The organism is Steroidobacteraceae bacterium (assembly GCA_041395505.1).
Classification (GTDB): Bacteria; Pseudomonadota; Gammaproteobacteria; order Steroidobacterales; family Steroidobacteraceae; genus JAWLAG01.
This window is the reverse complement of sequence record JAWLAG010000001.1, coordinates 1,990,384-2,014,084: the sequence shown is the minus strand read 5'-3', so window position 1 is coordinate 2,014,084 and position 23,701 is coordinate 1,990,384. Positions and strand designations below refer to the sequence as shown.

At 61.1% G+C, this 23,701-nt stretch carries 21 protein-coding genes; 11 read left to right on the top strand and 10 right to left on the bottom strand.

Going from position 1 to position 23,701, the window contains the following annotated elements; all coding sequences use genetic code 11:
• Together R3E77_09325 and R3E77_09320 are read right to left on the bottom strand one after the other, a co-directional pair.
• A complete protein-coding gene (locus R3E77_09325) occupies nucleotides 1-2,112 on the bottom strand; it encodes a hydantoinase/oxoprolinase family protein (GenBank protein MEZ5499613.1) in 2,112 nt (703 codons plus the stop codon).
• An 86-nt stretch (nucleotides 2,113-2,198) separates the two neighbouring features.
• Nucleotides 2,199-3,113, bottom strand: a complete 915-nt coding sequence (locus R3E77_09320; protein ID MEZ5499612.1) for a hydroxymethylglutaryl-CoA lyase — start codon at nucleotides 3,111-3,113, stop codon at nucleotides 2,199-2,201.
• Here R3E77_09320 and R3E77_09315 point away from each other — a divergent pair.
• The 8 genes from R3E77_09315 to R3E77_09280 all read left to right on the top strand — a co-directional run bounded on the left by R3E77_09315 (nucleotide 3,100) and on the right by R3E77_09280 (nucleotide 11,615).
• On the top strand, nucleotides 3,100-4,479 hold the full coding sequence (locus tag R3E77_09315; protein ID MEZ5499611.1) for a CaiB/BaiF CoA-transferase family protein: 1,380 nt from the start codon (nucleotides 3,100-3,102) through the stop codon (nucleotides 4,477-4,479). The genes R3E77_09320 and R3E77_09315 overlap by 14 nt on opposite strands.
• Before the next feature lie 14 nt (nucleotides 4,480-4,493).
• Entirely contained in the window at nucleotides 4,494-5,129 is a 636-nt protein-coding gene (locus R3E77_09310; protein ID MEZ5499610.1) for an isochorismatase family protein, read from the top strand.
• Nucleotides 5,126-6,013: a hypothetical protein gene (locus R3E77_09305; GenBank protein ID MEZ5499609.1), complete on the top strand. Its 888-nt coding sequence runs from the start codon at nucleotides 5,126-5,128 to the stop codon at nucleotides 6,011-6,013. Before R3E77_09310 ends, R3E77_09305 begins: the two co-directional genes overlap by 4 nt.
• A complete protein-coding gene (locus tag R3E77_09300) occupies nucleotides 6,010-6,330 on the top strand; it encodes a hypothetical protein (protein MEZ5499608.1) in 321 nt (106 codons plus the stop codon). Before R3E77_09305 ends, R3E77_09300 begins: the two co-directional genes overlap by 4 nt.
• Nucleotides 6,327-7,463 (top strand): class I SAM-dependent methyltransferase, encoded by a 1,137-nt coding sequence (locus tag R3E77_09295; GenBank protein ID MEZ5499607.1) that lies wholly within the window; start codon nucleotides 6,327-6,329, stop codon nucleotides 7,461-7,463. The genes R3E77_09300 and R3E77_09295 overlap by 4 nt, the downstream gene beginning before the upstream one ends.
• Nucleotides 7,464-7,551: 88 nt before the next feature.
• Entirely contained in the window at nucleotides 7,552-8,583 is a 1,032-nt protein-coding gene (locus tag R3E77_09290; GenBank protein MEZ5499606.1) for a class I SAM-dependent methyltransferase, read from the top strand.
• A gap of 109 nt (nucleotides 8,584-8,692) precedes the next feature.
• Nucleotides 8,693-9,031, top strand: coding sequence for a hypothetical protein (locus tag R3E77_09285; protein ID MEZ5499605.1), 339 nt, complete (start codon nucleotides 8,693-8,695; stop codon nucleotides 9,029-9,031).
• Between the two features lie 139 nt (nucleotides 9,032-9,170).
• The gene (locus R3E77_09280; protein MEZ5499604.1) at nucleotides 9,171-11,615 is read left to right on the top strand and encodes a TonB-dependent receptor; all 2,445 of its coding nucleotides are present in this window, start codon (nucleotides 9,171-9,173) and stop codon (nucleotides 11,613-11,615) included.
• A 213-nt stretch (nucleotides 11,616-11,828) separates the two neighbouring features.
• Here R3E77_09280 and R3E77_09275 read toward each other — a convergent pair whose 3' ends face one another.
• From R3E77_09275 to R3E77_09240, 8 genes are all read right to left on the bottom strand, one after another.
• Nucleotides 11,829-13,079 carry a tetratricopeptide repeat protein gene (locus R3E77_09275; protein MEZ5499603.1) on the bottom strand — a complete coding sequence of 417 codons (1,251 nt, stop codon included), beginning with the start codon at nucleotides 13,077-13,079 and terminating at the stop codon, nucleotides 11,829-11,831.
• Between the two features lie 128 nt (nucleotides 13,080-13,207).
• Entirely contained in the window at nucleotides 13,208-13,630 is a 423-nt protein-coding gene (locus R3E77_09270) for a biopolymer transporter ExbD (GenBank protein ID MEZ5499602.1), read from the bottom strand.
• Nucleotides 13,631-13,644: 14 nt separating this feature from the next.
• A complete protein-coding gene (locus R3E77_09265; GenBank protein ID MEZ5499601.1) occupies nucleotides 13,645-14,091 on the bottom strand; it encodes a biopolymer transporter ExbD in 447 nt (148 codons plus the stop codon).
• A gap of 38 nt (nucleotides 14,092-14,129) precedes the next feature.
• Nucleotides 14,130-14,909 carry a MotA/TolQ/ExbB proton channel family protein gene (locus tag R3E77_09260; protein MEZ5499600.1) on the bottom strand — a complete coding sequence of 260 codons (780 nt, stop codon included), beginning with the start codon at nucleotides 14,907-14,909 and terminating at the stop codon, nucleotides 14,130-14,132.
• Between the two features lie 21 nt (nucleotides 14,910-14,930).
• Nucleotides 14,931-15,563 carry an energy transducer TonB gene (locus R3E77_09255; GenBank protein ID MEZ5499599.1) on the bottom strand — a complete coding sequence of 211 codons (633 nt, stop codon included), beginning with the start codon at nucleotides 15,561-15,563 and terminating at the stop codon, nucleotides 14,931-14,933.
• 302 nt (nucleotides 15,564-15,865) lie between these two features.
• On the bottom strand, nucleotides 15,866-17,557 hold the full coding sequence (gene ilvD / locus R3E77_09250) for a dihydroxy-acid dehydratase (GenBank protein MEZ5499598.1): 1,692 nt from the start codon (nucleotides 17,555-17,557) through the stop codon (nucleotides 15,866-15,868).
• A 20-nt stretch (nucleotides 17,558-17,577) separates the two neighbouring features.
• On the bottom strand, nucleotides 17,578-18,915 hold the full coding sequence (locus R3E77_09245) for a hypothetical protein (protein MEZ5499597.1): 1,338 nt from the start codon (nucleotides 18,913-18,915) through the stop codon (nucleotides 17,578-17,580).
• A complete protein-coding gene (locus R3E77_09240) occupies nucleotides 18,915-19,805 on the bottom strand; it encodes a DMT family transporter (GenBank protein ID MEZ5499596.1) in 891 nt (296 codons plus the stop codon). Before R3E77_09240 ends, R3E77_09245 begins: the two co-directional genes overlap by 1 nt.
• A gap of 335 nt (nucleotides 19,806-20,140) precedes the next feature.
• On the opposite strand from R3E77_09240, the gene ilvC reads away from it, so the two are divergent.
• From ilvC to R3E77_09225, 3 genes are read left to right on the top strand one after another with little or no spacing between them, the layout of a single operon-like run.
• Nucleotides 20,141-21,136 (top strand): ketol-acid reductoisomerase, encoded by a 996-nt coding sequence (ilvC, locus tag R3E77_09235; protein ID MEZ5499595.1) that lies wholly within the window; start codon nucleotides 20,141-20,143, stop codon nucleotides 21,134-21,136.
• Between the two features lie 14 nt (nucleotides 21,137-21,150).
• Nucleotides 21,151-22,713 carry a 2-isopropylmalate synthase gene (locus R3E77_09230; protein MEZ5499594.1) on the top strand — a complete coding sequence of 521 codons (1,563 nt, stop codon included), beginning with the start codon at nucleotides 21,151-21,153 and terminating at the stop codon, nucleotides 22,711-22,713.
• 25 nt (nucleotides 22,714-22,738) lie between these two features.
• A complete protein-coding gene (locus tag R3E77_09225) occupies nucleotides 22,739-23,698 on the top strand; it encodes a branched-chain amino acid transaminase (GenBank protein ID MEZ5499593.1) in 960 nt (319 codons plus the stop codon).
• Nucleotides 23,699-23,701: the final 3 nt, after the last annotated feature.

The window sequence follows — 23,701 nt, the reverse complement described above, 5'->3', positions numbered from 1 at the left end:
TCACTTCTTGCGTGACGGGCTCGACCGCCTGCGCTTGGTGGGCGCTCCGGCTGCCTTGTGGCCATCGGGGAAAATCAAAATGTTGCCGAACTTGTCGACGCGTCCATGGTGCTTCGGCAGGATCACGGTTGTCGAATCCATTTCCATGATGATCGCCGGGCCTGCGATCTTGTTGCCTGCTTTCAATTTGGCGCGGTCGTAGACCTTGGCCTTGACGTCGCGCCCATCCATGTAACTCGCCTGCGTTGCGACGATGGCAGCCTTGGCATCGGCCGAGCCCTTGGCAATGGCTGGCCGGGTGACGCGGATTCCTCGCCCACGGACCGCCGCGCGCAGCGTGACCAGTTCATGTTCGAGACTCAGGGCGAATGTGAACAGGCGCTTGTGTTCCTCGTCAAAGGGTTCCGAGATCGCCTTGAGACCGTTCTTCTCGAGGTCCTGCAGCGATACGTTGACCGTAAGTCGAAGGCCCTGGCCGTGATAACGGACGTCCACCTGGAACTGCGTCGAAATGTCGCTCTTCGGCACACCTTCCTTGACGAGCGCAACAGACGCTTCGTTCGCGAGTTCGCGCAAGGTTTTCGCGACCTCCTTCGCGCTGGTCTGGGAGAACTTGCGCACGAAAGTGCGCGCGCGTTCATCGCGCACGGCCGTCGTCGCATCGCCAAGAGCACACAGCACACCCGGCCCCGGCGGGATGATCGAGGGCCAGGATCCCAGCAGCCGCGAAATCGCATTGGCGTGCAGCGGACCCGCTCCGCCAAAGGAAATGAGCGCATAGTCGCGGGGGTCGTAACCCTGCTCGACCGACACGAGGCGCAGTGCGCCGACCATGTTCTCGTTGACGATATTGTAGATTCCGAGGGCCGCATCCTTCTTGGACAGGCCTAGCGCTGCGCCGATTTTCTGCACGGCTTGAGCGGACAGGTCACGCTTGAGTTCCATGTCGCCGCCGAGACGCTGCATTTCGGGCAGATAGCCCAGCACGACATTCGCATCGGTGACGGTCGGCTCGGTGCCTCCACGGTCGTAGGCCGCTGGGCCTGGATCCGCACCGGCGCTCTGCGGACCGACGCGCAGGGCCTTGGTGAGTTCCGGTACATGGGCGATCGACCCACCGCCAGCACCCACCGTACGTATATCGACCGACGAGGCCCGTACGGTGACGTCACCGACGGTGGTCTCACGACGCAGTCTGGGTTCACCGTCCTGGATGAGCGCCACGTCTGTCGAGGTGCCACCCACGTCGATGGTCAACAGATTCTTGAAGCCCGCCTGCAGGGCGACCCAGAGCGCGCCGGTTACGCCACCGGCTGGCCCGGACATCAACAGGTTGACCGGGTACTCTTCGGCCGATGCGGCGGAAGCCAGTCCGCCATCGGAGCGCAGAATGTGCAGCTTGACCTTGCTGGTGGTCTTCTCGAGCTTGCTCTTGAGGCTGGCAACATACTTTGAAACGCGCGGGCGCACGTACGAATTGGCAACCGTCGTGACGGTGCGTTCGTATTCCTGCATTTCCGGGACGACTTCCGAGGATAGCGATACCGGCACGCCCGGCAATTCCTCCGCGGCGATCGTGCGTACGCGTTTCTCGTGGGCATCGTTGGCGAAGGCATTGATCAGCGATACGGTCAGGGCCTCGATCTTGCGTCCCTTGAGATCGCGCAGACTACGCCGCAGGCTGTCCTCGTCGAGTTTGTGTACAACCTCGCCTTTGGCGCTGATGCGCTCGTCCGCTTCGACCGTGAGCGCGAGCGGGGCCATCGGCAGGCTCTTGTTGTAGATCACCCAACCACCCAATCCGCCCGGTACGTAGGAGCGTGCGATCTGCAGCACCTGCCGATAGCCTTTGGTAGTCACGAGGCCGCAGACGGCGCCCGTGCCTGTCAGCACGGTATTGGTTGCGACCGTGGTGCCGTGCATTACGTGATCGATCTCAGTTGGATCGATGCCGGCGTTCTGGCAGACGCGACTGATGCCATTCAGTACGCCGATCGATTGATCCTGCGGCGTGCTCGGTATCTTCGCACTCCAGCTCTTGCCGGTCTTTTCGTTGACCAGCAGCAGATCGGTAAACGTGCCGCCTACATCGACTCCCAATCGGTACGACATATTGATCCTGTCCTTCCAGTGAATCCTGTTGAGTATCCGAGTTTAGTTCCGTCGTGGCAATTGCCGGCGCACGCGCGGCCTTGGCATCAAGCCGCGCTCGGCAGTGCGCCCGGAAAGTTTCCAGCCTTGACCAACATGCCAGGAACGGGCCGACCGAGCGCTTCAGCCAGCCATTGGCCGGTTGCAATCAGCGCATCGAGGTCGATACCGCAGTCGATTCCGCTTCGGGCGAGCATGTAGACGAGATCCTCGGTCGGTATATTGCCCGTGGCCGCAGGGGCGAACGGGCAGCCGCCAATTCCGCCCGTACTCGCATCGAGCGCGCTGACCCCGGCCTCGACGGCCGCATAGGCGTTGGCAAGGCCCGTATTGCGGGTGTTGTGAAAATGGCAACGCAGCGGCATGCCCGGCAGCGCATCGCGGGCGCGGGTCAACAACTCGGTGACCTGCGCCGGCACACCCACGCCGATGGTGTCGGCAAATGCGATTTCGTGCGGATTGCCATCGGCGACACGGCGAGCGATCTCGATGACCCGATCGATCCTGACCTCACCCTCGAATGGGCAACCAAACGCGGCCGAGACTGTCACTTGCGCGCGGATCCCGGCGGCGTGTGCCGCCTTCGCAATATCCAGCCAGGCGGCGATGGATTGTTCGGTCGTCACGCCCTGGTTGCGCTCATTGAAAGTGTTGCTGGCAACGACTGCCATGCCGATTTCGTTGCAGCCCGCTGCGAGGGCGCGATCGAATCCGCGGCGATTCAGGACGAGGCCGACATAGTGGACGTCGTCGCGGCGGGTCAGCCCGGCCAGAACGGCTTCTGCATCCGCCATCTGCGGCACACGCTTGGGATTTACGAAGCTCGTGACCTCGAGACGCCGCACGCCGCAGCCGATCAGGCGATCGATGAACTGGATCTTGGTCGCGGTCGCCATGACGCCAGGCTCACTCTGCAGACCGTCCCGCGGCCCCACTTCGACGATTTCGATGCGCCTGGCCATTGCCATTTCGCTCCAATCCAGCCTAAATGCACGGACAATCATAGAGCACGCTGCGTGGGCGGCAAGCGATCGCTTGCTTGACCGCCCATCTGGTGCTCGGTATACGTCAGCCAACCCGGAAAAACAGGCTTTTCAGCGAGGACAATTAGACATGACTGTGGACCCCAAATTCCGCAACGGCCCCCTTTCGGACCTGCGGGTCATCGAACTGGGCACGCTGCTGGCAGGACCATTCTGCGGCCAGCTACTGGGCGATATGGGCGCCGAAGTCATCAAGATCGAGCCGCCGGGCCAGGGTGACCCGATGCGCAACTGGGGCCGCGAGAAAGCCCATGGCAAGAGCCTGTGGTGGCCGGTGATCGCGCGCAACAAGAAGGCCGTCACTCTGGACCTACGGCAGCCTGAAGGTCAGAGCCTTCTCAAGGAGTTAGTCGCGGAATCTGATTTTTTGCTTGAGAATTTTCGGCCCGGCACCATGGAAAAATGGGGCTTGGGATGGGACGTCCTGTCAAAGATCAACCCACGGCTCATCATGATAAGGGTATCCGGGTTCGGCCAGACCGGGCCTTACTCCCGGCAGGCTGGATTTGGCGCCGTCGGCGAGGCCATGGGAGGGCTCCGCTATGTCTGCGGCGATCCCGCGACCCCGCCCTCGCGCATGGGGATCAGCATCGGCGACTCACTCGCTGCAACGTTCGCGGCGGTCGGCGCCTTGTCGGCCCTGCACTACCGCGAAAAGACGGGGCGCGGGCAGCTGGTGGACTCGGCGATCTACGAAGCCGTGCTCAACATGATGGAGTCGCTCATCACCGAGTACGACAAGGCGGGCTATATCCGTGAACGCACGGGAGCCATACTGCCAAATGTCGCCCCATCGAATGTCTATCCCACCAGCGACGGCCAGATGGTCCTGATCGCCGGCAATCAGGACACGGTTTTCGCGCGCCTGGCCGAAGCCATGGGTCAGCCGGAGCTCGCCAAGGACGAACGCTTCATCAGCCACATGGCGCGCGGCGCGCGTCAACAGGAGCTCGATGAGCTGATTGCGGACTGGACACGCACCAAGACCTGCAAGGAAATACTCGCCCTGATGGACAACTTCGGCGTGCCCTCGGGACTGATCTACCGCGCTCCGGACATGCTCGAGGACCCGCACTTCAAGGCGCGCGATGCCATTGTCTCCACCAAACACCCGGACTTCGGCGATCTGAGAATGCAGAACGTCGCGCCGAAACTGTCCGAGACGCCTGGCGGAATCCGTAGCCCAAGTCCGGGCATGGGCGAGCACAACGACAACGTTTACCTTGATCTGCTCGGGCTGAGCCGCGAGCGCTATGAAATTCTCAAGGCCAATAAGGTGATCTGAAGGCGCACTGCTCCATGACTGAATCCCTGCAAGAGAACTATGCGCGTGGCGGCTTTGGCAAATCGCTCCAACCTGGCAGGCAGCTGGCGCTGGTCGTAATCGATTTTGTTCGCGCCTACCTGGTGCCCGGATCGCCGCTCTATGCCGGTGTCGAGTCGGCTCGTGCCGCCGCCGTCGAGCTGCTGCAAGCTGCGCGCCGCGCCGCGATACCCATCATCCATACGAATGTTTCGTTCCAGCGTGGCGGGCGCGATGGCGGCGTGTTCTTTCGCAAGGTGCCGGCGCTTGCCTGTTTCGAGGCAGGGCAACACCCGGAGCTCGCTGCTTTCGCCGAAGGTCTCGAGCCACGACCGGATGAGACCGTCATCACCAAACAATATGCCAGCGCATTCTTCGGTACCACCCTGGCATCGACCCTGACCGCCCTCGGAGTCGATACGGTGCTGATTGCCGGCGTATCCACCAGTGGTTGCATTCGCGCGAGCGCGGTCGACTGCTGCCAGCATGGTTTCGTGCCGATCGTCGTTCGCGATGCCGTCGGCGATCGCGCGAGCGGACCGCATGAGGCCAACCTGTTCGACCTGCAGGCCAAGTACGCAGAGGTCGTCGATTTGCGGCATGTACTGCAACTGCTGGCAAACCGGCAATGACGAGGCTGGGTCCGATCCGCGCGGTAACCGTCGCCGTTGCGCAGTTGCAGCCTACGATCGACGTCTATCAACTTCATCTTGGCTATCAATTGATGGAACGCGGCCGCATCGACGCGGGCCTCGCTGCGCTCTGGGCCTGCCCGTCCCTCGCCGGACGCAGGTACGCGCTCATGCTGCCAGGCGGCGATAGCGGCCCCTGTTTGCGATTCGTGGAGGGACCGTCGGCGAACTCCTTTCGGCCCTTCGGCCATTTTGGCTGGAACGCGGCCGAAATCATGGTGCAGGATGTCGATGCACTGGCCGAAAAGCTGGCCGATGGCCCGTTTCGGGTGATCGGGCCGCCGGCCGATTTGTCTTTCAGCGACAAGATCCGTGCCATGCAGGTGTTGGGTCCTTCGAACGAAGCGCTCTACCTCACCATGTTCAAGGAGCGTCTGGCCGAGTTCGACACCCCGGATGCGCGACATCCAGTCGATCGTGTGTTCATCGTGATCGTCGGTGGACCGTCGGTGACCCAGTTGAGCGAGTTCTATGCTCGCCACCTCGGCACGACGCCGGCGGCGCCCATGCAGGGCGTCATAAGCGTACTGTCGGCCGCCCATGACTTGCCGCGGGACACTGCCCATGAGTTGGCGGCGCTGTCGCTGGCCGGGCAGTCATTCATCGAACTCGATACCATGCCATCCTCGACGACGGCGCGCCCACAGCCGCCGGGCGAGTTACCCGTGGCGATCAGCATGGTCAGTTTTGCCGTCGACGCGCTCCCCGACGGACTGTCCTACCGCGCCACGCCGCGTGACATAGCGGAAACGCCATACCACGGCCGCCGCGCTGCCGTCTGTGTCGGCGCTGGTGGCGAGTGGATCGAGTTGATCGAGTCGTGACGGACGATAACCGAGACGCGACTTTCCACGCACCGGACGGCAAGCGACCGTATTACTTCGACGATCCGACTGTTGATCAATTGATTGCCGCCTTGCTTGCGCTCTCGGGCGAACTGGCCGTGGCGCTGATGCGAATAGACACACTGGAGCGGGTACTCGAGACCGAGGGGCGGCTCGATCGTCGCAAAATCGAGGCCTTTGAGCCCGATGATCGCGCGGAAGCCGAGCGCAGAGCCCTGCGCGCGAAAATCGTCGACGAGGTCCTGCGACCGTTCGAAGACTACCGGCGCAGCCTCACGGAAAAAAACGATTCATGAGCCGCCGCCTGCATCGCCATGCCATGTGCCCTCGATTACAGCACGATGACAATGCACGGCAGGATTTCGTGCGCGGCTTGCGCGCACATCTATCGAGCCGGGTCATGCCGGGTGTGTACAAGCTGTATTCGGCCCGTGCGGAGCCACGATTCATGGCGCGCCACGGGCGCAAACCGCAGGATGAGCAGGAAGTGCGCAACCTCATGCTCGAGGACGGCTACTATCAATTCTGGAGCGCATTGCAGCGGCGCAGCCAGGAGCTGCTTTGGGAGTCGGTGATCGAGCCGCTGGAGCGTGACCTGCCGCAGCTTACCGACCTCGCCAGACAACTCGCCGCGAGTGGCAAGCGAGTCGGAACACTAAAGCTCAATCCGGCTCTGGTCATCCCGCCCTACCATCGCAACGCGGACATACATCTGCAGCCGGGCGGTTACCATCAGGACCAACAGCCGGACGATATCGCGGCCGGCGCGATCTACGACGCCGGAATTAACATTTACCTGAATGGCGCGCTCGGGACGAATAACGACCTCATGGGCGATGTGCTGGTCGGATTCCTCCGCCAGAGGGCTGCGCAATTCGATCCGCGGCGCATACTCGACCTGGGTTGCGCCATAGGCAATAGCACGCTGTGCTGGAAGCGAGAATTTCCCCAGGCGCACGTGCATGGAATCGACATCGGCGCGCCGGTACTTCGCTACGGGCACGCGCGCGCCGAAGCATTGGCCGTTCCAATCCACTTCAGCCAGCAGAACGCCGAGGGCACCGATTTTCCCGATCGGCATTTCGACCTCGTGGTTTCGCACATCATGTTGCACGAGACGTCGCGTTCGGCCATCGGACGCATCTTCCGCGAGTGCCACCGGCTGCTGCGACCAGGCGGCATGATGCTGCATCTGGAGATTCCGCGGGGTTCGAATCCCGTGGAGCGTTTCATGCACAACTGGGAAAGCTTCAACAACAACGAAACGTTTGCGCGATTCGTGACTCATGTCGATTGGCCGGCGGAAGTCACCGACGCAGGCTTTCCAGCAAGCGGGATGCAGGTGCTCGACTACCGACAGGAAATCAGCGCAGCGCAAGGCAACTATGCACAAAGCTTCGCCTGGAAAATCATCGCAGCACTGCGCTGAGCGAGGCAGTCGACGCGAGCCGGCCCACGATGCCCTGGCGCGCGAAGATTTCGTCCGCAGTCTGCGCCGGCACCTGTCGCGAAATGTCATGCCCGGCAACGAACTGATGTTCGAGCGCCGCGTATTGCCGCGCTTCATGGCGGCAAACGGTCGGCCACCGGCAACGTCAACCGAAGTACGCCAGCTCATGACCCAGGATGGCTACTACCAGTTCTGGAGCGCGACCCAGCGTCTGAGCCAGGAAATGATGTGGTCGGCCGTGGCCGACTCCGTCGAACAGACCGACGCCACTCTCGCGACGCGCGCGGATGAGTCTGCATCGCGACGAACGCGGCCGCTGGGGAGTCTGCGACTCGATTCCGGACTGCCGATACCACGCTACCACGTCGCCGCCGACATTCATCTGCAACCGGGCGGCTACCACAGCGACCGAGGTGCCGGTGATGTCGCTTCCGGCGCCCTGTATGAACGCGCTCTCAGCATCTACCAGCCGGATTCGCCCGGCTTGCTTCACGACGGCATGGGTCGATTCCTCAGCGACTGGTACGCACGACAATTCGCCGAACGGCGGCCCGAGCGAATTCTCGACATGGGCTGCGGGATAGGCAACAACAGCGTCGCATGGGCACGACGCTATCCCGAGGCAGACCTGCAGGCAATCGACGTTGCCGCTCCGATGCTCCGTTATGGCCATCAGCGAAGCCAGGAGCTCGGGATCGCCGTTAATTTCTCGCAGCAAAATGCAGAACAAACGGATTTTGCCACGGCGAGTTTCGATCTCGTGCTCTCGCACATCATGTTGCATGAAACCTCGCGTCTGGCGCTGGGCAACATTCTGCGCGAGTGCCACCGATTGCTGAGACCCGGCGGTATCATGCTGCACCTTGAGATCCCGAGGGGCGATACACCGTTCGAGAAGTTCATGTACAACTGGGAGACTTACAACAACAATGAGACCTTCGCCGGCTATCTGACCGAAGCTGATCTTGCGGCGCATGCAGTGCAAGCGGGTTTTGCGCCTGATGCAACCTCGCTGATCGGTGCCGACCCGGGTGCCGGGAAGACCCGCCACCTCTACTCGCGGAGCTTCCGGTGGAAAATCCTCTGCGCGCAGCGCTGATGGCTCCGATGGAATGCCTATGACCAAGAAGACAAATCGCGCAAAGCGAAATACAACGGCCCGGTCGCGTCGTGCGAAGGCGCCAGTCGCCGAGCCAGCAGGCGAGGCAGTGAGACTCGCGCGCATCCCCAAAGGCAAGCGGCCCCAATATTTTGCCGACCCGGCTACCGACAAACTGCTGGCCATGACGCTGAGCCTGATGGAGGAACTCTCAGTCACCCGTGACCGCCTGGCCACGCTCGAGCGGCTGTTGGTACGCCATCGGGTGCTTGCTGCGGACGCCGTCGACGCGTATCAGCCCGATGCCGCCGAGGAACAGCGCCGTGAAAGGAGCCGTAGTGAATATATCGCCCGGGTGCTTCGAATCCTTCAGGCTGAGCTCGATGAGGCAACCCGTCCGGATGGCCCGCGTAGCGAGGCCGACGTGATCGCGGCCGTCATTGACTGACCGCCTCGTTCGTCATCGCCGCACATGGCAGTCGATGCCGGACGGCCGTCAGCTGCCACTGGTCAAGCTATCCAATGCGCGCTAGGCTTGTACGGACATTCGTCCGCGTTTGTTGCGTCTTAACAACAATGGAGACTCCATGACCCGAATACGATTCGGCCTGGCTTTGGCCAGCCAACTCCTCGCGAGTTTGTTCTCCCAGGTAACGATCGCACAGGAAGGCACAGCGAGCAGCGGCAGCCTGCTCGAGGAAATCACTGTAACGGCACAGCGACGTACCGAAAAATTGCAGGACGTGCCTCTGGCCATTACGGCTGTGACGGATGCACAGCTCAGCCAGCTCAACATTACCGAGGCGATCGGCATCGCCCCGCTCATCCCGAACGCCCTGACGTTCAACAACACCGGTCTTGGTACCGCCAATGGCTACTATATTCGTGGTCTTGGCAACACCGAATCGATCGCCACCTTCGACCCGCCGGTCGCGACCTATATCGACGACATATTCGTCAGCCGCCAGAACGCCAATAACTTCGGGCTGTTCGACGTCGAGCGCATCGAGATCCTGCGCGGACCACAAGGAACGCTTTTCGGCCGCAACACCACCGGGGGCGCGGTCATTATCCGCCTTCGCAAGCCGTCGCCGGAATTTGGCGGCTACATGGAAGCCGGCTTTGGCCAGTTCGGAAGGTTTCGCATGCGCGGCACCGTTGATCTGCCGATTTCGGATCGGGTGCTGAGCAAGCTCTCGTTCTATTCCGTCAAGGACGACGGCTATGTGTGGAACCCGGTCACCAATGAAGACGGCATCAACGATCGCAAATCGATCGGTGTACATGGCGATCTGCGATTCCTGCTGTCGGACTCGGCCACCTGGGACCTCGGCGTCGAATATGGCAAGGACGACGGCGCAAACCTGCTCAATTTCTCAAGTAGCGGCGGTCCGCAGCAGGCACCCGGCATCGCCACGGCGGCGATAGCGAATATCGCCGCTCGCTGCCCGCCGGGCGTCGGCGCCACCAGCTCGCGCTTTACCTGCACCGGTATGCGCAGCGATCAGTCCACGCTGGTTGGCCGTTTCACCGGCAACAAGCAGAATTACCCCCTGGGGAACGAGGTAAAGAACGTTGCGCTCACCTCGAACGTTCAGCTGAAGACGGGACTGGGTGAATTCAATTTCATCACGGGTTATCGCAAGCTACAACAGGACTTTGCGCTCGACTTCTTCAACGGCACACCGGCGCCCTTCGTTGGATTCCCGACCGGGGGGTTCGTCATTGCAAATGAGGGTGAGCACAAGCAGATCTCGCAAGAGATCAAGCTGGTCGGTACCCTGGGTGAGCGAATTACCCACACTTCCGGGTTGTTCTATTTCAAGGAAGACAATCACACGGATTTCGGCGACCTGTTCTTCCTGGCGCTCGGCGGGGGCACGATTCCCTTCCCGCTCATACTTGAGGACCGCATCCTCGACAATACGGCCAAGGCGATCGCTGCCTATTCGCAGTGGGACTTCAATCTGAACGATCGTTGGCAATTGACCGTGGGCGGGCGCTGGACGGATGAGGACAAGGAAATCGAATTCACCTCAAACGCGAATCCCGCGCTTGCGGCACCTTCGGCGGTCACCCGGGTCAATTCCGCGAATATAGCGGCCACCCGAGTCGGATCGACCAACCCGACGACCTCGGCGGGCAGCACCGCGCCGTTCATACCGCTGTCGCAATCAACCAGCCAGTTCACGCCCCGGGTCGCGTTGAAGTTCAATACCTCCGAGAACACCAATTTCTACCTGTCTGCGACCAATGGCTTCAAGTCGGGTGGCTGGAATGCCCGCGGCACTTTTCCGGGCGCCATCCTGCCGTTCGATCCGGAAAAAGCCTGGTCATATGAACTGGGGACGCGCTCCACGCTGGCCGATGGCCGGGTGCTGATCAACCTCACGGCCTTTTTCCTCGATGTCAAAGACCTGCAGACGCCATCGGCAATCAATGGTCCGACAGGACCGACCTTCATTACTCAGAATTTCGCCGACATGGAAAACAAGGGTATCGAGGGTGACATACGGTTCCAGCCTGTAGACGATCTCGAGCTGGGACTGACTTTTGGCTTCCAGAGCGCTGAATACACGAATCTCGACCCACTGATCGCCGCTCAGCAGCAGGCTTGTCTGGCGGCATTGCAATCGGGCGGTTCGACAGCCAATCTGTGCGCGGCCGGCATCGTCGACCCGCAGGGCAAGATTGCCGAGCCGGTGAGAGTGCCCGACACGGTAACTGGGCTTGCCAAATATCGTTTCCACATTGGTGACCGACTGACCTTGACGCCCTCCATCGTGGCGCAGCATGTCGGCGCCAACAACGTCGGTACGAGCGGCACGCCCATCTCCCTGGTCGGTTCCTACACGGTCTTCAATGCGGGCATCCAGCTCGCGAACGAGGATGCCGGGTGGACCGTTCAAGCCAACTGCAGCAACTGCACCAACGAGGACCAGATCGTGTCGGTTCTTGCCGAGTTGCCCTATATCCAGGACCCGCGCCGCTGGTCCATCAATTTCAACTATCGATTCGGCGATCGCCGCTAATCCCGTCAGGCAGATCGATGCTCCGCCGCCGCCTTCGGGCGGCGGCTTTTTTTCGTCACCCGAACGGCGCACGTTCGTCGACACGCACAATGCCCGGCACGGTTGTTATGTGGCGAGGATGAACCGGGCGCGTAGTCGACAAAAAAACGCCGCCCGGAGGGCGGCGTTTTTTCGACCATTGCGGACTTTCGAATCCGCTTCAGAAATCGCTGGTCAACCGGCGTGTAGTGCCCAGAGATTACCAATGCGCTTATAGCTGTCACTGCCGTTGATGGCCTTGAATGCCTTGATGGCATCAGCTTTCTGGCCATTCTTCAGCTCGGCAATTCCAAGCAGCAATTGGGTTTCCTCGGCGTTCTTGATGCCACCTTTTCCGATGCCCTGCTGAATCAACGCCGAGGCCTTGGCGTAATCACCATAGCTCAGGTAAGCCTGTCCAACCCTCACAGCCGCTTCACCGGACTTGGCTCCTGCGGCTTCCGCTTCCACCTTTTTCAGACTTGCCTTGTCCGTCGCCGCGAGTTTCTTGGCCTGGTCCAGAAGGCGCTGGTTCTTGTCGATCTCACGCTTGTCCGTGAACACCTTGCGTGCAAATGCGGTTTCGAGGACTGACTGGGCCTCGCCTGGAGAGCCTTTCTCGATGGCAAGCTGCGCCATCTCCGTGTAGTCCTCCGGCCGGCGCATTGCATTGACTTCGACAGCCAGTCGAAACACGTTCAGGAGCAAACGGTCATCGTTGCCGGTCGAAGCAAACAGGGATGCAACCAGATTCTGCCAGTAGTCCTCCTTCGGATAGTACGCGACCAGCTTCTCCAGCGAGTCCGTGACGCAGGCATTGTCTTTGAGGTTGATGCAGGAGCTGAGGACGAGCTGCAAATGCTGCTCTTTGGGCGTGCGGCCGCGCTTGGCGACGTCGCTCGTGTAGCCGCCCAGCAGGCGTATGGTGTTCTTGTAGTCCTTGGTGACGTAGTAGGCCTGGCCAACAAGCGTGTACATGTCCTCGTCCGCGGTGCCGCCGCGGATGGCGCGGTTGCCATATTCGATGGACTTGCCGTAGTTCTTGACCTGGTAGAACAATTGCGAGAGTGCATTGAGACGGGAGGCAGTCTGTGCCTTGTCGAAATGCGGTGAGTTGAAGCTCTTCTCGAGCGCTTCGGCGGCTTCGCCGTACTGGCCCTGACGCACGGCGACGTAGCCGATCATTTCGTTGATCGTGAAATCATCGAAATCGCTGCGCCCGGACATGGCTTCGGCCTCGCGCAGCTTTGCGCGTGCGGTCGGCCAGTCTTTCTTGCCCATGGCGTCCTGAGCCGCCTTGAGGGGTTTCGCCAGCGCCTTGCTGACCGTGGCCTTCTTCTGCGCCTGTGCCGGCTGTGTGGTTACGGCAAAAATTGCCAGCGCCGCCAGCATGGTCGCCAGGACGGACGATCGGAACAGCTTTCCTGTCAGTAAAGCTCTTTGCATGTCAATTCCTCACTGCAATTTGCGGTCAATCGAGCGGACCTGGTGGTCCTCTCATACACATTTTGACCTGTACATATGAACACGCGCTGAATGGCCAATCAAGGCCATCCAGCGCGTGGAATCAGATCTCAGAAGCCGAATTCGGCCGTATTTACGAAGCCGATCTTGAGCATCCGGTTGCGCTGCGCGGAAGCCAATACCTTGGCGACAGCATCATAACGGGCACGTTTGTCCGGACGAATGTGCAATTCCGGTTGTGGATCCTTGTCCGATTCCTGGCTGAAATAGCCATCGAGCGCCGCGATGCCACTGATCGGAGTGCCATTCCAGACGATCGTGCCGTCGAAGTCGATTTCTATGTCGATGACCTCGGGTCTGACGGGCGGCGGAGGATTGTCGCCGCGCGGCATATCGAGCTTGACCGCATGCGTCATGATGGGAAGCGTGATGATGAACATGATGAGCAACACGAGCATCACGTCGATCAGTGGCGTGGTGTTGATATCCACCATTGAGTCGTCGCCACTATCGCTACCTACAGACATCGACATGTTCTATCTCCTGATCAGAAGCGGGTGCCACGGATGCCGCGATCGGGTTCGGTGATGAACCCGAGCTTGACGATGCCGCCGCGCTGCACTGTGTAGATCACCCGGCCCACGGCTTCATACCGCGTCGACTTGTCGGCACGGATATGCACCTCGGGCTGCGGCTGCAGCACAGCCACCCGCTTGACTTCCTCGAGCAATTGCAACCGGTCCGAAACCAGGCGAGCGTTCCAGTAGACGTTGCCCGCCGCGTCAATGGCAATGGTGATGTTCTCCGGCTTGGTCTGGGTCGGGATATTGACCGCCTTGGGCAGGTCGACCTTGACCGTCTGGGTAATGACCGGAACAGTGATCAGGAAGATGATCAACAGCACCAGCATGACGTCGACAAGCGGAGTCGTATTGATCTCCGACATCGCTTTGCCTTCATCGCCATCGTCCGGTGAACCTACGCTCATGCTCATGGATTTAAGCCCCGCTCGCTAGCTGAGGAAATCAGCGGTTACCGCTTGGCCGCTGGTGCCGCTGCGCGCGCACCGCCGGAGCCACCTTCGGCAGCAACTCGTGCACCGCTGACCAGATAGGCGTGCAGGTCGCCGGTGAAGTGCTTGACGGATTCCTGGATGCCCTTGTTGCGACGCAGCAACCAGTTGTAACCCATGACCGCAGGCACCGCGACGAACAGGCCGATTGCCGTCATGATGAGCGCTTCACCGACGGGACCCGCGACCTTGTCGATGCTCGCCTGGCCTGAGATGCCTATGGCGATCAGCGCGTTGTAAATGCCCCAAACGGTGCCGAACAGCCCGACGAAGGGTGCGGTGGAGCCGACGGTCGCGAGGAAGGACAAGCCACCCTGCAGGTGCGAGTTGATGCCCTCGCCAGCGCGCTGCAGCGACATGGTGATCCACTCGTGAAGATCGATGCGATCCGTCAGCCGGCCCTCGTGATGCGAGGCTGCCCGCAGGCCATCCTCGGCCATCAGCCGAAATGCGTCGCCCTTCGGGAGCTTTTCGACGGCCTCCTTGACCGAGCCCGCGTTCCAGAATTGCTTCTCGACGCGCTTGCTCGCCTGGCGCAGCTTGCGCTGGTCCCAGAGCTTGGTGGCGATGATGTACCAGGAGAAGAACGACATGATCACCAGAATGATCAGCGTGCCTTTTGCGACAAAATCGCCTTGTTCCCAAAGGGCTTGCAGGCCATATGGGTTGTCTACGACTGCAGTATCTTCACTGTGTTGCATGATTTCCTCTGCTATTGAAAAAACGGGCAGCATTGCCATGCCACCCGTTGTGTGTATCCGTTAATTGGTCAGCTTGAACCGTACATTGAATGCCTGGCACATGGCGACTGGTTGTCCGTCTTCCGTGCCAGGCTTCCAGCGCGCCCGATTGGCCCATTTGACTGCGGCTTCATCGAGGCGGCCGAAACCCGACGACTTCTCGACCGTTGCGCCCGAGGTACGACCGCTTGCGTCGACACAGGCGTTGACCGTGACCACGCCTTCTTCCTCGAGACGCTTGGAGGTCGGTGGGTAGTAATCATCCGTGGACGGGGATCGCCGCACATCGAGGGACGGCGCCTTGCGTGCCTTGGGCGGCGGTGGCGGCGGCGGCGCCTTGGGCACCGGCTTGTCCGTTACGTCGGTAATAGCCGTGCTGGTGGAGGTCTCCATCGGGATATTGATCTGGATATCCGGTGGCGGCACTTCGACCGGCGGGCGTTCGAGTTCGGGTGGCGGCGGTGGCGGCGGCTCGTCCTGCTTTTCGATCTCGTCAATGATGTCGGTCTCGAGCGGCTGCGCGATCACCTGGACCACCTTGCGCGCTAGCCCCGAGGCAAGGGCCCACACCATCAGGACGTGAAAACCGACAACGGCGAGAAAGACCAGACCGCGCCGCGAGAAAAATGAAGTGTCTTGTGCGTATGCCGCCATGTGTACCTGTCAGCGTCTCTAAGTTGTACGGACAATAAAGCCCGAGGGTAACCCGAATCGTCGATTGCGCAATAGCGCAACCGCCCGGCACTCTCAGCCTTGACTTCTAAACGCGGCTGACGCTCTGGTCGGGTCAGCCGACTTTAAAATCCCCTGCAGTTTGTTTATGTAACCCACGGCCAACGCTCGCCCCGGACTGCGTGGCCGGCGCTCACTCTACCGTGGCCTCTGCCGACTGACAACCATTCCTTCGGCCGGCAGGATTGGCCCTGCCGCCGCCGCCACGGTCGTGTGCACATAACTCAAGTCGTGACCGCGCCCCTGGATGCACTTGAAACCGTCGCAGCATATTTGCCGAGGACGCCGCGCGGTGCCGGCGGTGCTGCTTTTCCTAGGCTTTTGCGGCGTTCACGCATTTGCGCCCGACTGAGCGCAACGTCGATACGGCGTTCGACCGCATCGATGGTTATGCGATCGCCATTGCGCAGGCAGGCGATCGGGCCGCCAACCGCCGCCTCGGGCGTGATGTGGCCGACCACGAACCCATGGCTACCGCCGGAGAAACGCCCATCCGTAATGAGAGCCACTTTGTCTCCGAGGCCTCGGCCCATGATGGCACCCGTGGGGCTCAACATTTCGCGCATGCCGGGCCCGCCGCGTGGGCCTTCATTACGAATGACGACGACATCGCCGGCCTTGACCTTACCGCCCAGGATGGCGGCGGTGGCACTCTCTTCGCCCGAGTACACCCGGGCGCGCCCGCAAAAACGCAATCCTTCCTTGCCCGTGATTTTTGCGACGGCGCCTTCCGGCGCCAAATTTCCATACAAAATAACTATATGCGAGTCTTTCTTGATGGGTCGATCAAAAGGCTGCACGATCTCCTGCTGCTGCGGGTAGTGGCTGCTCGAGGCCAGGTTTTCCGCCAACGTCTTCCCGGTCACGGTCAGGCATTCGCCATGCAGCAGGCCGCGTGCCAGAAGCTCTTTCATCAATGGCTGGATACCGCCGATGGCAATCAGTTCGGACATCAGGTAACGGCCACTCGGGCGCAGGTCTGCCAGGACCGGTACGCGCTTGCCGATGCGCGCAAAATCATCGAGGGTCAGGCGAACTCCCGCCTCGTGTGCGATCGCAAGCAGGTGCAAAACGGCATTGGTCGATCCGCCGAGCGCGACTGCGACTGTAAAGGCGTTCTCGAATGACCGACGGCTGAGAATATCCCGCGGCTTGAGGCCGGACCTGACCATCGCAACGACAGCCGCGCCGGCACGCTCGCAATCCGCCCGCTTGGCCTCGCTCACGGCTTCCTGCGCGGAGCTGCCGGGCAGGCTGAGGCCCAGCGCCTCAACCGCCGATGCCATTGTGTTTGCGGTGTACATCCCGCCGCAGCTGCCCGGCCCCGGGATCGCCACACGCTCGATGCGTGTCAGTTCATTGTGATCGATACGACCTGCGGCGAAAGAGCCGACTGCCTCGAATACGGCCACGATGTCGGTATGGCCGGCGCCGGGTCGTATCGTGCCCCCATATACGAATACGGCCGGCCGGTTCAAGCGCGCGATCGCCATCGCGCAGGCGGGAATATTCTTGTCACAGCCGCCTATTGCGACAAAACCGTCGAAACCCTCCGCGCCGACGACCGTTTCGATGGAATCGGCGATGACTTCGCGCGAGACCAGCGAATAACGCATGCCCGGCGTACCCATGGAGATGCCGTCCGAAACGGTAATCGTATTGAATACGAGTGCCTTGCCGCCCGCCGCATTCGCGCCACGCTCCGCTCGGCTCGCGAGATCGCCGATATGCATATTGCAGGGCGTGACGTTAGCCCAAGTCGATGCGATGCCAATCTGTGGCCGTGCGAAATCGTCGTCATTGAACCCGACGGCCCGCAGCATTGCGCGCGACGCGGTCTGCTTGACACCATCGACGACGAGCGCCGAGTAATGCCGCGGGTCATGCTTGTCTTTACTTCTTTTCTTGCGCTTCATCGGTGGTCTGCAATGCCTGATCAGGGTTTGTACTTTTTTTGCGACTGCACGAGCGCGCCTCGCGCCCTGAGTTGCTCAGCCTGCAACCCGAAGCCGAACGCACCCGCGACCGTCAGTGTGAACGGCAACAATAGCGCAAATCGCCCGCTGCCGGCATGCCACGACTCGAGTAGTTCGTAGCACAGGATGCCGATCGATGGCGCAAACATGCCACGCACGCCGGTCAGCGTGACATGTACGCCCATGTAATGCTGCGCCCTGCCCGGCTGCGCAAAATCATTGTGGCCGAGATTCCAGCCGAGATTGGCGCCGGCGAGCGCTGCGCCAAGAGCCACGGCGCCGAGCCACAGCAGGTTGGGCCAACCGAAGAATGCCGGACAGAAAAGCAGCACCATCGCGGCCACCATTGCCCAGCTTTGCAGCGCGCGGTACTCGACGATATGCACGCCCTCGAAAAGCCTTGCCCAGGCGGGAATCGCCAGCGGCAAGGCCGCGAGTGGCACAACCGATAACAACGCAATCTGCTGCGCAGCCGGGATGCCAAGATGATCGGTCATCAAGACCACGAGTATGGGTACGAGCATCAGGTTGCCAGCGCCGTAGATGGCCATCCAGGACATGTAGCTGCGATAGTCAGGATCCTCACGGAGGATCTGGCGCAGCATCGCCAGGCTGAAAGGCTCGCTACGGCGCAGCACCCGGGTTTCCGCCTGCAGCAACTGAAACTCGCGACGGACACGCGTGTGTCGATAGAGCCATGCAGCGAGCAATCCGCACAGGGACGCAAGGCCATATAGCCAGCGCGCTTCGACCCTTCCAGTGCCCAGCACAGTCGCGGCAAGTGCAGCGGACGCTGCCACGGTAAGCGAACTCAAGGTCACGATGCGTCCGGTTATCCGAGCCAGGACGCGCCGCGGGTAGTTGCTGATCCACACGCTCGCGCGCACGGTCAAAACGCCGGCCCAGAGCGTGCGTGCGAGCAGGATCGACATCACTGCGAAGACGAGTCCGCCTGCGGCGGACGGCGCCAGGCCGACGAGGCCGACAAAAAGCGCGAACAATGCCTGCAGCGCAACGACCAATTGCACGCGCGCGCGGCCGTGCGCGATGTTTGCCCAGGCGAAACTCACGACATTGGCCATTGCGGGTGCGCCGCTCACGAGGCTCACGGCCACGTTGACGCTGGTGGGGCTTGCCGCGCCGGCGAAAGTTTCCTTGACGAGGACCGCCGCAGTCGCACCCTCGACAAGTCCGAGCGTTACGCCAAGCAAGGCCCACGGCAGGATTTCACGTCGCAGTATCGCGCGCTCGATCAGCGACGGTTGCACTGCGGATGGTCCAAGACCACTGAAATCCATCAGCTGGCGGCCTCCGCGATCCGTCCTTCACGCAGGGTCACGATCGCCACTCCGGCCACCGTCAGGATACCCCCGGCAATGATTCGTGTGCTCAATGGATCATGCAGCAAGGTCGTCGCGAACATGACCGAGAATACCGGCGACAGCGTGGTCATTGGTGCAAGGCTGGTGACCGGATAACGGCGAATGAGGTAATAGAAGCTCGAATGCGCAAACAGGCTCGCGCCAATCGCAGTATAGAGGACGGATAGCCAGGCGCTCATTGGTGCGCGCATTGCAGCTTCCAACGGCGGCCCTTCGAATACCCATGCCAGCGCCAGCAGCAACGGCACACTGATCAAGGACAGCCAGGCCTGGAGTTCAAGTGCCCCGAAACCTTGCAGCTTCTTTATGGCGATGAGCCCGAGCGCGCCAATGAACGCAGACAGTACGACCAGCGAGAGACTCTGCCAGTTGCTGAAGATCCTCGGGTCGAAGCCCATGACGATTACCCCCGCGAACGCGAGCGCGATACCGCACCATCGGCGCCAGCGAATGCGCTCGCCGAGCAACGCGACCGATAGCAAGGTCGCAAATGGCACTCCGAGCTGGCTCGCGATGGCCACCGAGCTCACGCTGACCGCCGTGCTGAGGCCCACGAAGAGCAATCCAAAATGCAGCCCCCCGGCCAATAGTGCCGCTGAGACCATTGCGCCCATCGCGCCGCGATGGAAACGCAGCAATGGCAATAGCAGGACAGCAACCACGGCAAAGCGCAAAAATGCAAACGTCAGCGGTGGGAGCTGGCGGACGCCTTCAACTGCGGCTATCAGGTTAAATCCCCATACCAGCGTGATTGCGACCAGCAGCAGCAGGTGGCGGGGTGCAACGGAATTGCCGGAATCGGTCACGGTGGCAAGCTTAGCCAATATCCGTGACGCCGTTGGCCCGGGCGCGGGCATTCAGCCGGTTGACTTGGGGTGTGCCAATGTGGTGACATCCAAAGATATGGCAATTGCAGCTCGCATAGCTCCATTGGCGCTCGAAACCGGATCGGTTTCCCGCGAGGCTGCCCTCGTCCTGCCGGTACTTGGCCTGCTGCTACTTGCAGCGAGCCGGTGCGGGACGCCTGCCTAACAGACCTTAGCGAAGCAGGACACCATACAAAACCCCGCACCGGCGAACACCGATGCGGGGTTTTGACTATGGCGTGTCAGTTTTGAGGATTTTTTCGGAGAGGAAATCGATGAAGCTCTATTCGCAGAAAGACGTTGATCGTAAGGCGCTGGCAGGCGCGCGCATTGCCATTTTGGGCTACGGCAGTCAGGGTCGCGCACATGCTCTGAACCTTGCAGACAGTGGTTTCGATGTCGTTGTCGGAGTACGTGCGGGCGGTGCGGGCGCGCGCAAAGCGCGGCGCGATGGCCTGAAGACGGCGGCGCCGGCGGCGGCGGTCGCAGGTGCGGACCTGGTTGCAATGTTGGTTCCGGATCTGGCGCAGAAGTCGCTCTACAAAGAGATCCTGCCAAGTCTGAAACGCGGCGCCACCCTGTTGTTCGCCCACGGCTTCAACATTCATTTCAAGCAAATCAAGCCGCGCAAGGATCTCGATGTCGTGCTCATCGCGCCGAAAGGACCAGGCGATCTGGTGCGCCGCCAATACCAACAGGGCCGCGGCGTTCCTTGCCTGGTGGCAGTTTCGCAAAATGCGACCGGATGCGCCCACGCCCGCGCCCTCGCCTATGCGCACGGCATCGGCGGCACCCGTGGTGGCGTACTGCAAACGACATTCGCCGAGGAAACGGAAACAGATCTTTTCGGCGAGCAGGCGGTGCTTTGCGGCGGCGCTACGGAACTGGTGGTGAAGGGTTATGAGGTGCTCGTCGAGGCGGGTTACCAGCCGGCTGCCGCCTACTACGAATGCCTGCACGAATTGAAATTGATCGTCGACCTGCTGCACGAAGGCGGCATAACCAAAATGCACGAATTCATCAGCGAAACTGCCAAGTATGGCGATCTCACCCGCGGGCCGCGCGTGGTCAACAGCGCGACCAAACGCGAGATGAAGAAGATTCTCGGTGAGATCCAGGACGGCAAATTCGCACGGCAATGGATCCGTGAAAATGCCACCGGGCGACGCAAGTACAAGAAGATGCTGGCGGCGGATCTGCGTCACCCAATCGAGAAGGTAGGGGCAAAACTGCGCGCGCGCATGCCCTGGTTGAACGAGTCCGGCAAATAACTGGAAGCCATACCATGACATCGCAACCCGAACGAGTGCTCATATTTGATACGACGTTGCGCGACGGCGAGCAATCGCCGGGCTGCAGCATGACCAAGACCGAGAAGCTGCGCGTAGCTCGGGCACTCACCGATCTGGGTGTCGACGTCATCGAGGCAGGCTTTCCTGCAGCGTCACCGGGCGACTGGGAGGCGGTGAACGCCATAGCGCGCGACGTGCAAGGCTCGACGATTTGCGGCCTTGCCCGCTGCAATCGCTCGGACATCGAGCTGGCAGCGAAGGCCCTTGCTCCCGCGCCGCGGCACCGCTTGCATGTCTTTCTCGCGACGAGCGCCATACACCGGCAGTACAAGCTGAACATGGCCAAAGAGGAAATCCTGCGCGCGGCCGTCGAAGGCGTGAAAATAGCGCGCGAGTTCTGCGACGATGTCGAGTTCTCTCCCGAGGATGCATCACGCACGGAACTCGAGTTTCTCGCCGAGGTAGTCGAATCGGTGATCGCCGCTGGCGCCACGACCGTCAATATCCCCGACACTGTCGGCTATACGGTACCTCACGAATTCGCCGAGCTATTCCGTTATCTTCGCAAGGAAGTGCGCGGCATCGACCAGGTGCGCCTGTCTGTGCATTGCCACGACGACCTCGGCATGGCGGTTGCGAATAGTCTGATGGCTTGCGTTGCCGGTGCCCGCCAGATCGAGTGCACCATCAACGGAATCGGCGAGCGAGCGGGTAACTGCTCGTTGGAGGAAGTCGTGATGGCCATTCGCACGCGCGAGGCCTTTTTCGGCCTGTCGACCGGCATCGACAGCAAGCGGCTCTACCCCACCTCGCGCCTGGTGGCAAGTATCACCGGCATGCCGATACCGCGTAACAAGGCCGTGGTGGGCGAGAATGCCTTTGCACATGAATCGGGTATCCACCAGCACGGCATGCTGAAGCACCACTCGACCTACGAGATCATGCTGCCGCAGGATGTCGGGTTGTCGCGAAGCAACCTCGTGCTGGGCAAGCACAGTGGCCGTCACGCGCTTCGTGAGCGCATCCAGCAGCTTGGTTTTGCGCTCGACGAGGGAGATTTCAATCGGGTCTTCGAGTCATTCAAAATGCTCGCAGATAAAAAGAAGGAATTGTTCGACGGCGACATCGAAGCGCTGGTACTGCATGCTGAGGGTCTGGACGATGGACCCTGGTCGATGCTGCAGCTGGTTACTGCGGCGGATAATCGCGAGCCGGCGCGCGCTACCGTGCGTCTGGCGCATGTCGATGGCCGGCAGGTGCAGCGCGATGCCATAGGTGACGGGCCGGTTGACGCGGCGTTCAAGGCGATTGAGGCGGCCACGGGTATCGATGTCGATTTGACGAAATTCGAATTACGCAGCGTTTCCGAGGGCGAGGATGCGCAAGGCGAAGCGGTCGTCTACGTGGAGTACAATGAGCGAAGTTACCGCGGCAGCAACGTCAGCACGAACATTGTCGAGGCGAGCGCGCTCGCGTTTCTGGAAGTAATAAATCGGATCGAATTGGGTCAGAGATTGCAGCAGCACCGCCAACCGGCCGCTGCTGCAGCGAATTGACCGACGGCACAGCGAGACAGACCAAATGCCCATTCCTGCCACGAAATACATCTGGTTCAACGGCCGACTGGTTCATTGGGAGAAAGCCACGGTGCACGTGCTTTCGCATGCGTTGCATTACGGCAGTTCCGTATTCGAAGGTGTGCGTGCCTATGCGACACCCGATGGCGTTGCGATTTTCCGCCTCAAGGACCATTCACGCCGCTTTGCCGACTCGGCAAAGATCTACCGTATCAAGCTGCCATTTGATGCGGACGCGATCAGCGCGGCCTGCCGCACGGTCGTCTCGGCCAATGGACTTGGCCGGGGTGCGTATATCCGACCCGTCGCATTCCGTGGCTATGGAGAGATTGGGGTTGCACCAGCCATCGATCCGCCAACGGAAGTTGCTGTGGCGGCGTGGGAATGGGGCAAGTATCTCGGCCAGGATAGCGAGGCCGAAGGTGTCGATGTCTGCGTATCGTCGTGGAATCGGGTTGCTCCGAACACGCTCCCGGCCATGGCGAAAGCGGGTGGCAACTATCTGTCGAGCCAGCTCATCAGCATGGAGGCCAAGCGTCTCGGCTTCGCCGAAGGCATCGGGCTCGCGGCCGACGGTACGGTCAGCGAAGGTGCCGGCGAGAATCTGTTCCTGGTCAAGGATGGCACCATCCTGACTCCCGGCTTCGGCCACTCGGTCCTCGCAGGGATTACCCGCGATTCGGTCATTTGCCTTGCCAGGGAGGCTGGTATCGAAGTGCGCGAGACCACTATTCCACGCGAAATGCTCTATCTGGCCGACGAGCTGTTCATGACCGGCACGGCCGCCGAAGTCACGCCGGTCCGTTCAGTCGATCGCCTCATGATAGGCGATGGCAAGCGCGGGCCTGTCACGAAGTTGCTGCAAGGCGCATTCTTCGGGCTATTCGATGGCAGCCGCACGGACAAACACGGTTGGCTCGACTACGTCGACATGAACGCGCGTCCGATGGCAGTAGACGGCTGACCC

Bases quoted from the DNA above. Each gene is read 5' to 3' on its own strand.
- R3E77_09325 (MEZ5499613.1), bottom strand. From the start codon at position 2,112: ATGTCGTACCGATTGGGAGTCGATGTAGGCGGCACGTTTACCGATCTG.
- R3E77_09315 (MEZ5499611.1), top strand. From the start codon at position 3,100: ATGCGCCTGGCCATTGCCATTTCGCTCCAATCCAGCCTAAATGCACGG.
- R3E77_09320 (MEZ5499612.1), bottom strand. From the start codon at position 3,113: ATGGCCAGGCGCATCGAAATCGTCGAAGTGGGGCCGCGGGACGGTCTG.
- R3E77_09310 (MEZ5499610.1), top strand. From the start codon at position 4,494: ATGACTGAATCCCTGCAAGAGAACTATGCGCGTGGCGGCTTTGGCAAA.
- R3E77_09305 (MEZ5499609.1), top strand. From the start codon at position 5,126: ATGACGAGGCTGGGTCCGATCCGCGCGGTAACCGTCGCCGTTGCGCAG.
- R3E77_09295 (MEZ5499607.1), top strand. From the start codon at position 6,327: ATGAGCCGCCGCCTGCATCGCCATGCCATGTGCCCTCGATTACAGCAC.
- R3E77_09290 (MEZ5499606.1), top strand. From the start codon at position 7,552: ATGCCCGGCAACGAACTGATGTTCGAGCGCCGCGTATTGCCGCGCTTC.
- R3E77_09280 (MEZ5499604.1), top strand. From the start codon at position 9,171: ATGACCCGAATACGATTCGGCCTGGCTTTGGCCAGCCAACTCCTCGCG.
- R3E77_09275 (MEZ5499603.1), bottom strand. From the start codon at position 13,079: ATGCAAAGAGCTTTACTGACAGGAAAGCTGTTCCGATCGTCCGTCCTG.
- R3E77_09270 (MEZ5499602.1), bottom strand. From the start codon at position 13,630: ATGTCGATGTCTGTAGGTAGCGATAGTGGCGACGACTCAATGGTGGAT.
- R3E77_09265 (MEZ5499601.1), bottom strand. From the start codon at position 14,091: ATGAGCATGAGCGTAGGTTCACCGGACGATGGCGATGAAGGCAAAGCG.
- R3E77_09260 (MEZ5499600.1), bottom strand. From the start codon at position 14,909: ATGGCAATGCTGCCCGTTTTTTCAATAGCAGAGGAAATCATGCAACAC.
- R3E77_09255 (MEZ5499599.1), bottom strand. From the start codon at position 15,563: ATGGCGGCATACGCACAAGACACTTCATTTTTCTCGCGGCGCGGTCTG.
- ilvD (MEZ5499598.1), bottom strand. From the start codon at position 17,557: ATGAAGCGCAAGAAAAGAAGTAAAGACAAGCATGACCCGCGGCATTAC.
- R3E77_09245 (MEZ5499597.1), bottom strand. From the start codon at position 18,915: ATGGATTTCAGTGGTCTTGGACCATCCGCAGTGCAACCGTCGCTGATC.
- ilvC (MEZ5499595.1), top strand. From the start codon at position 20,141: ATGAAGCTCTATTCGCAGAAAGACGTTGATCGTAAGGCGCTGGCAGGC.
- R3E77_09230 (MEZ5499594.1), top strand. From the start codon at position 21,151: ATGACATCGCAACCCGAACGAGTGCTCATATTTGATACGACGTTGCGC.
- R3E77_09225 (MEZ5499593.1), top strand. From the start codon at position 22,739: ATGCCCATTCCTGCCACGAAATACATCTGGTTCAACGGCCGACTGGTT.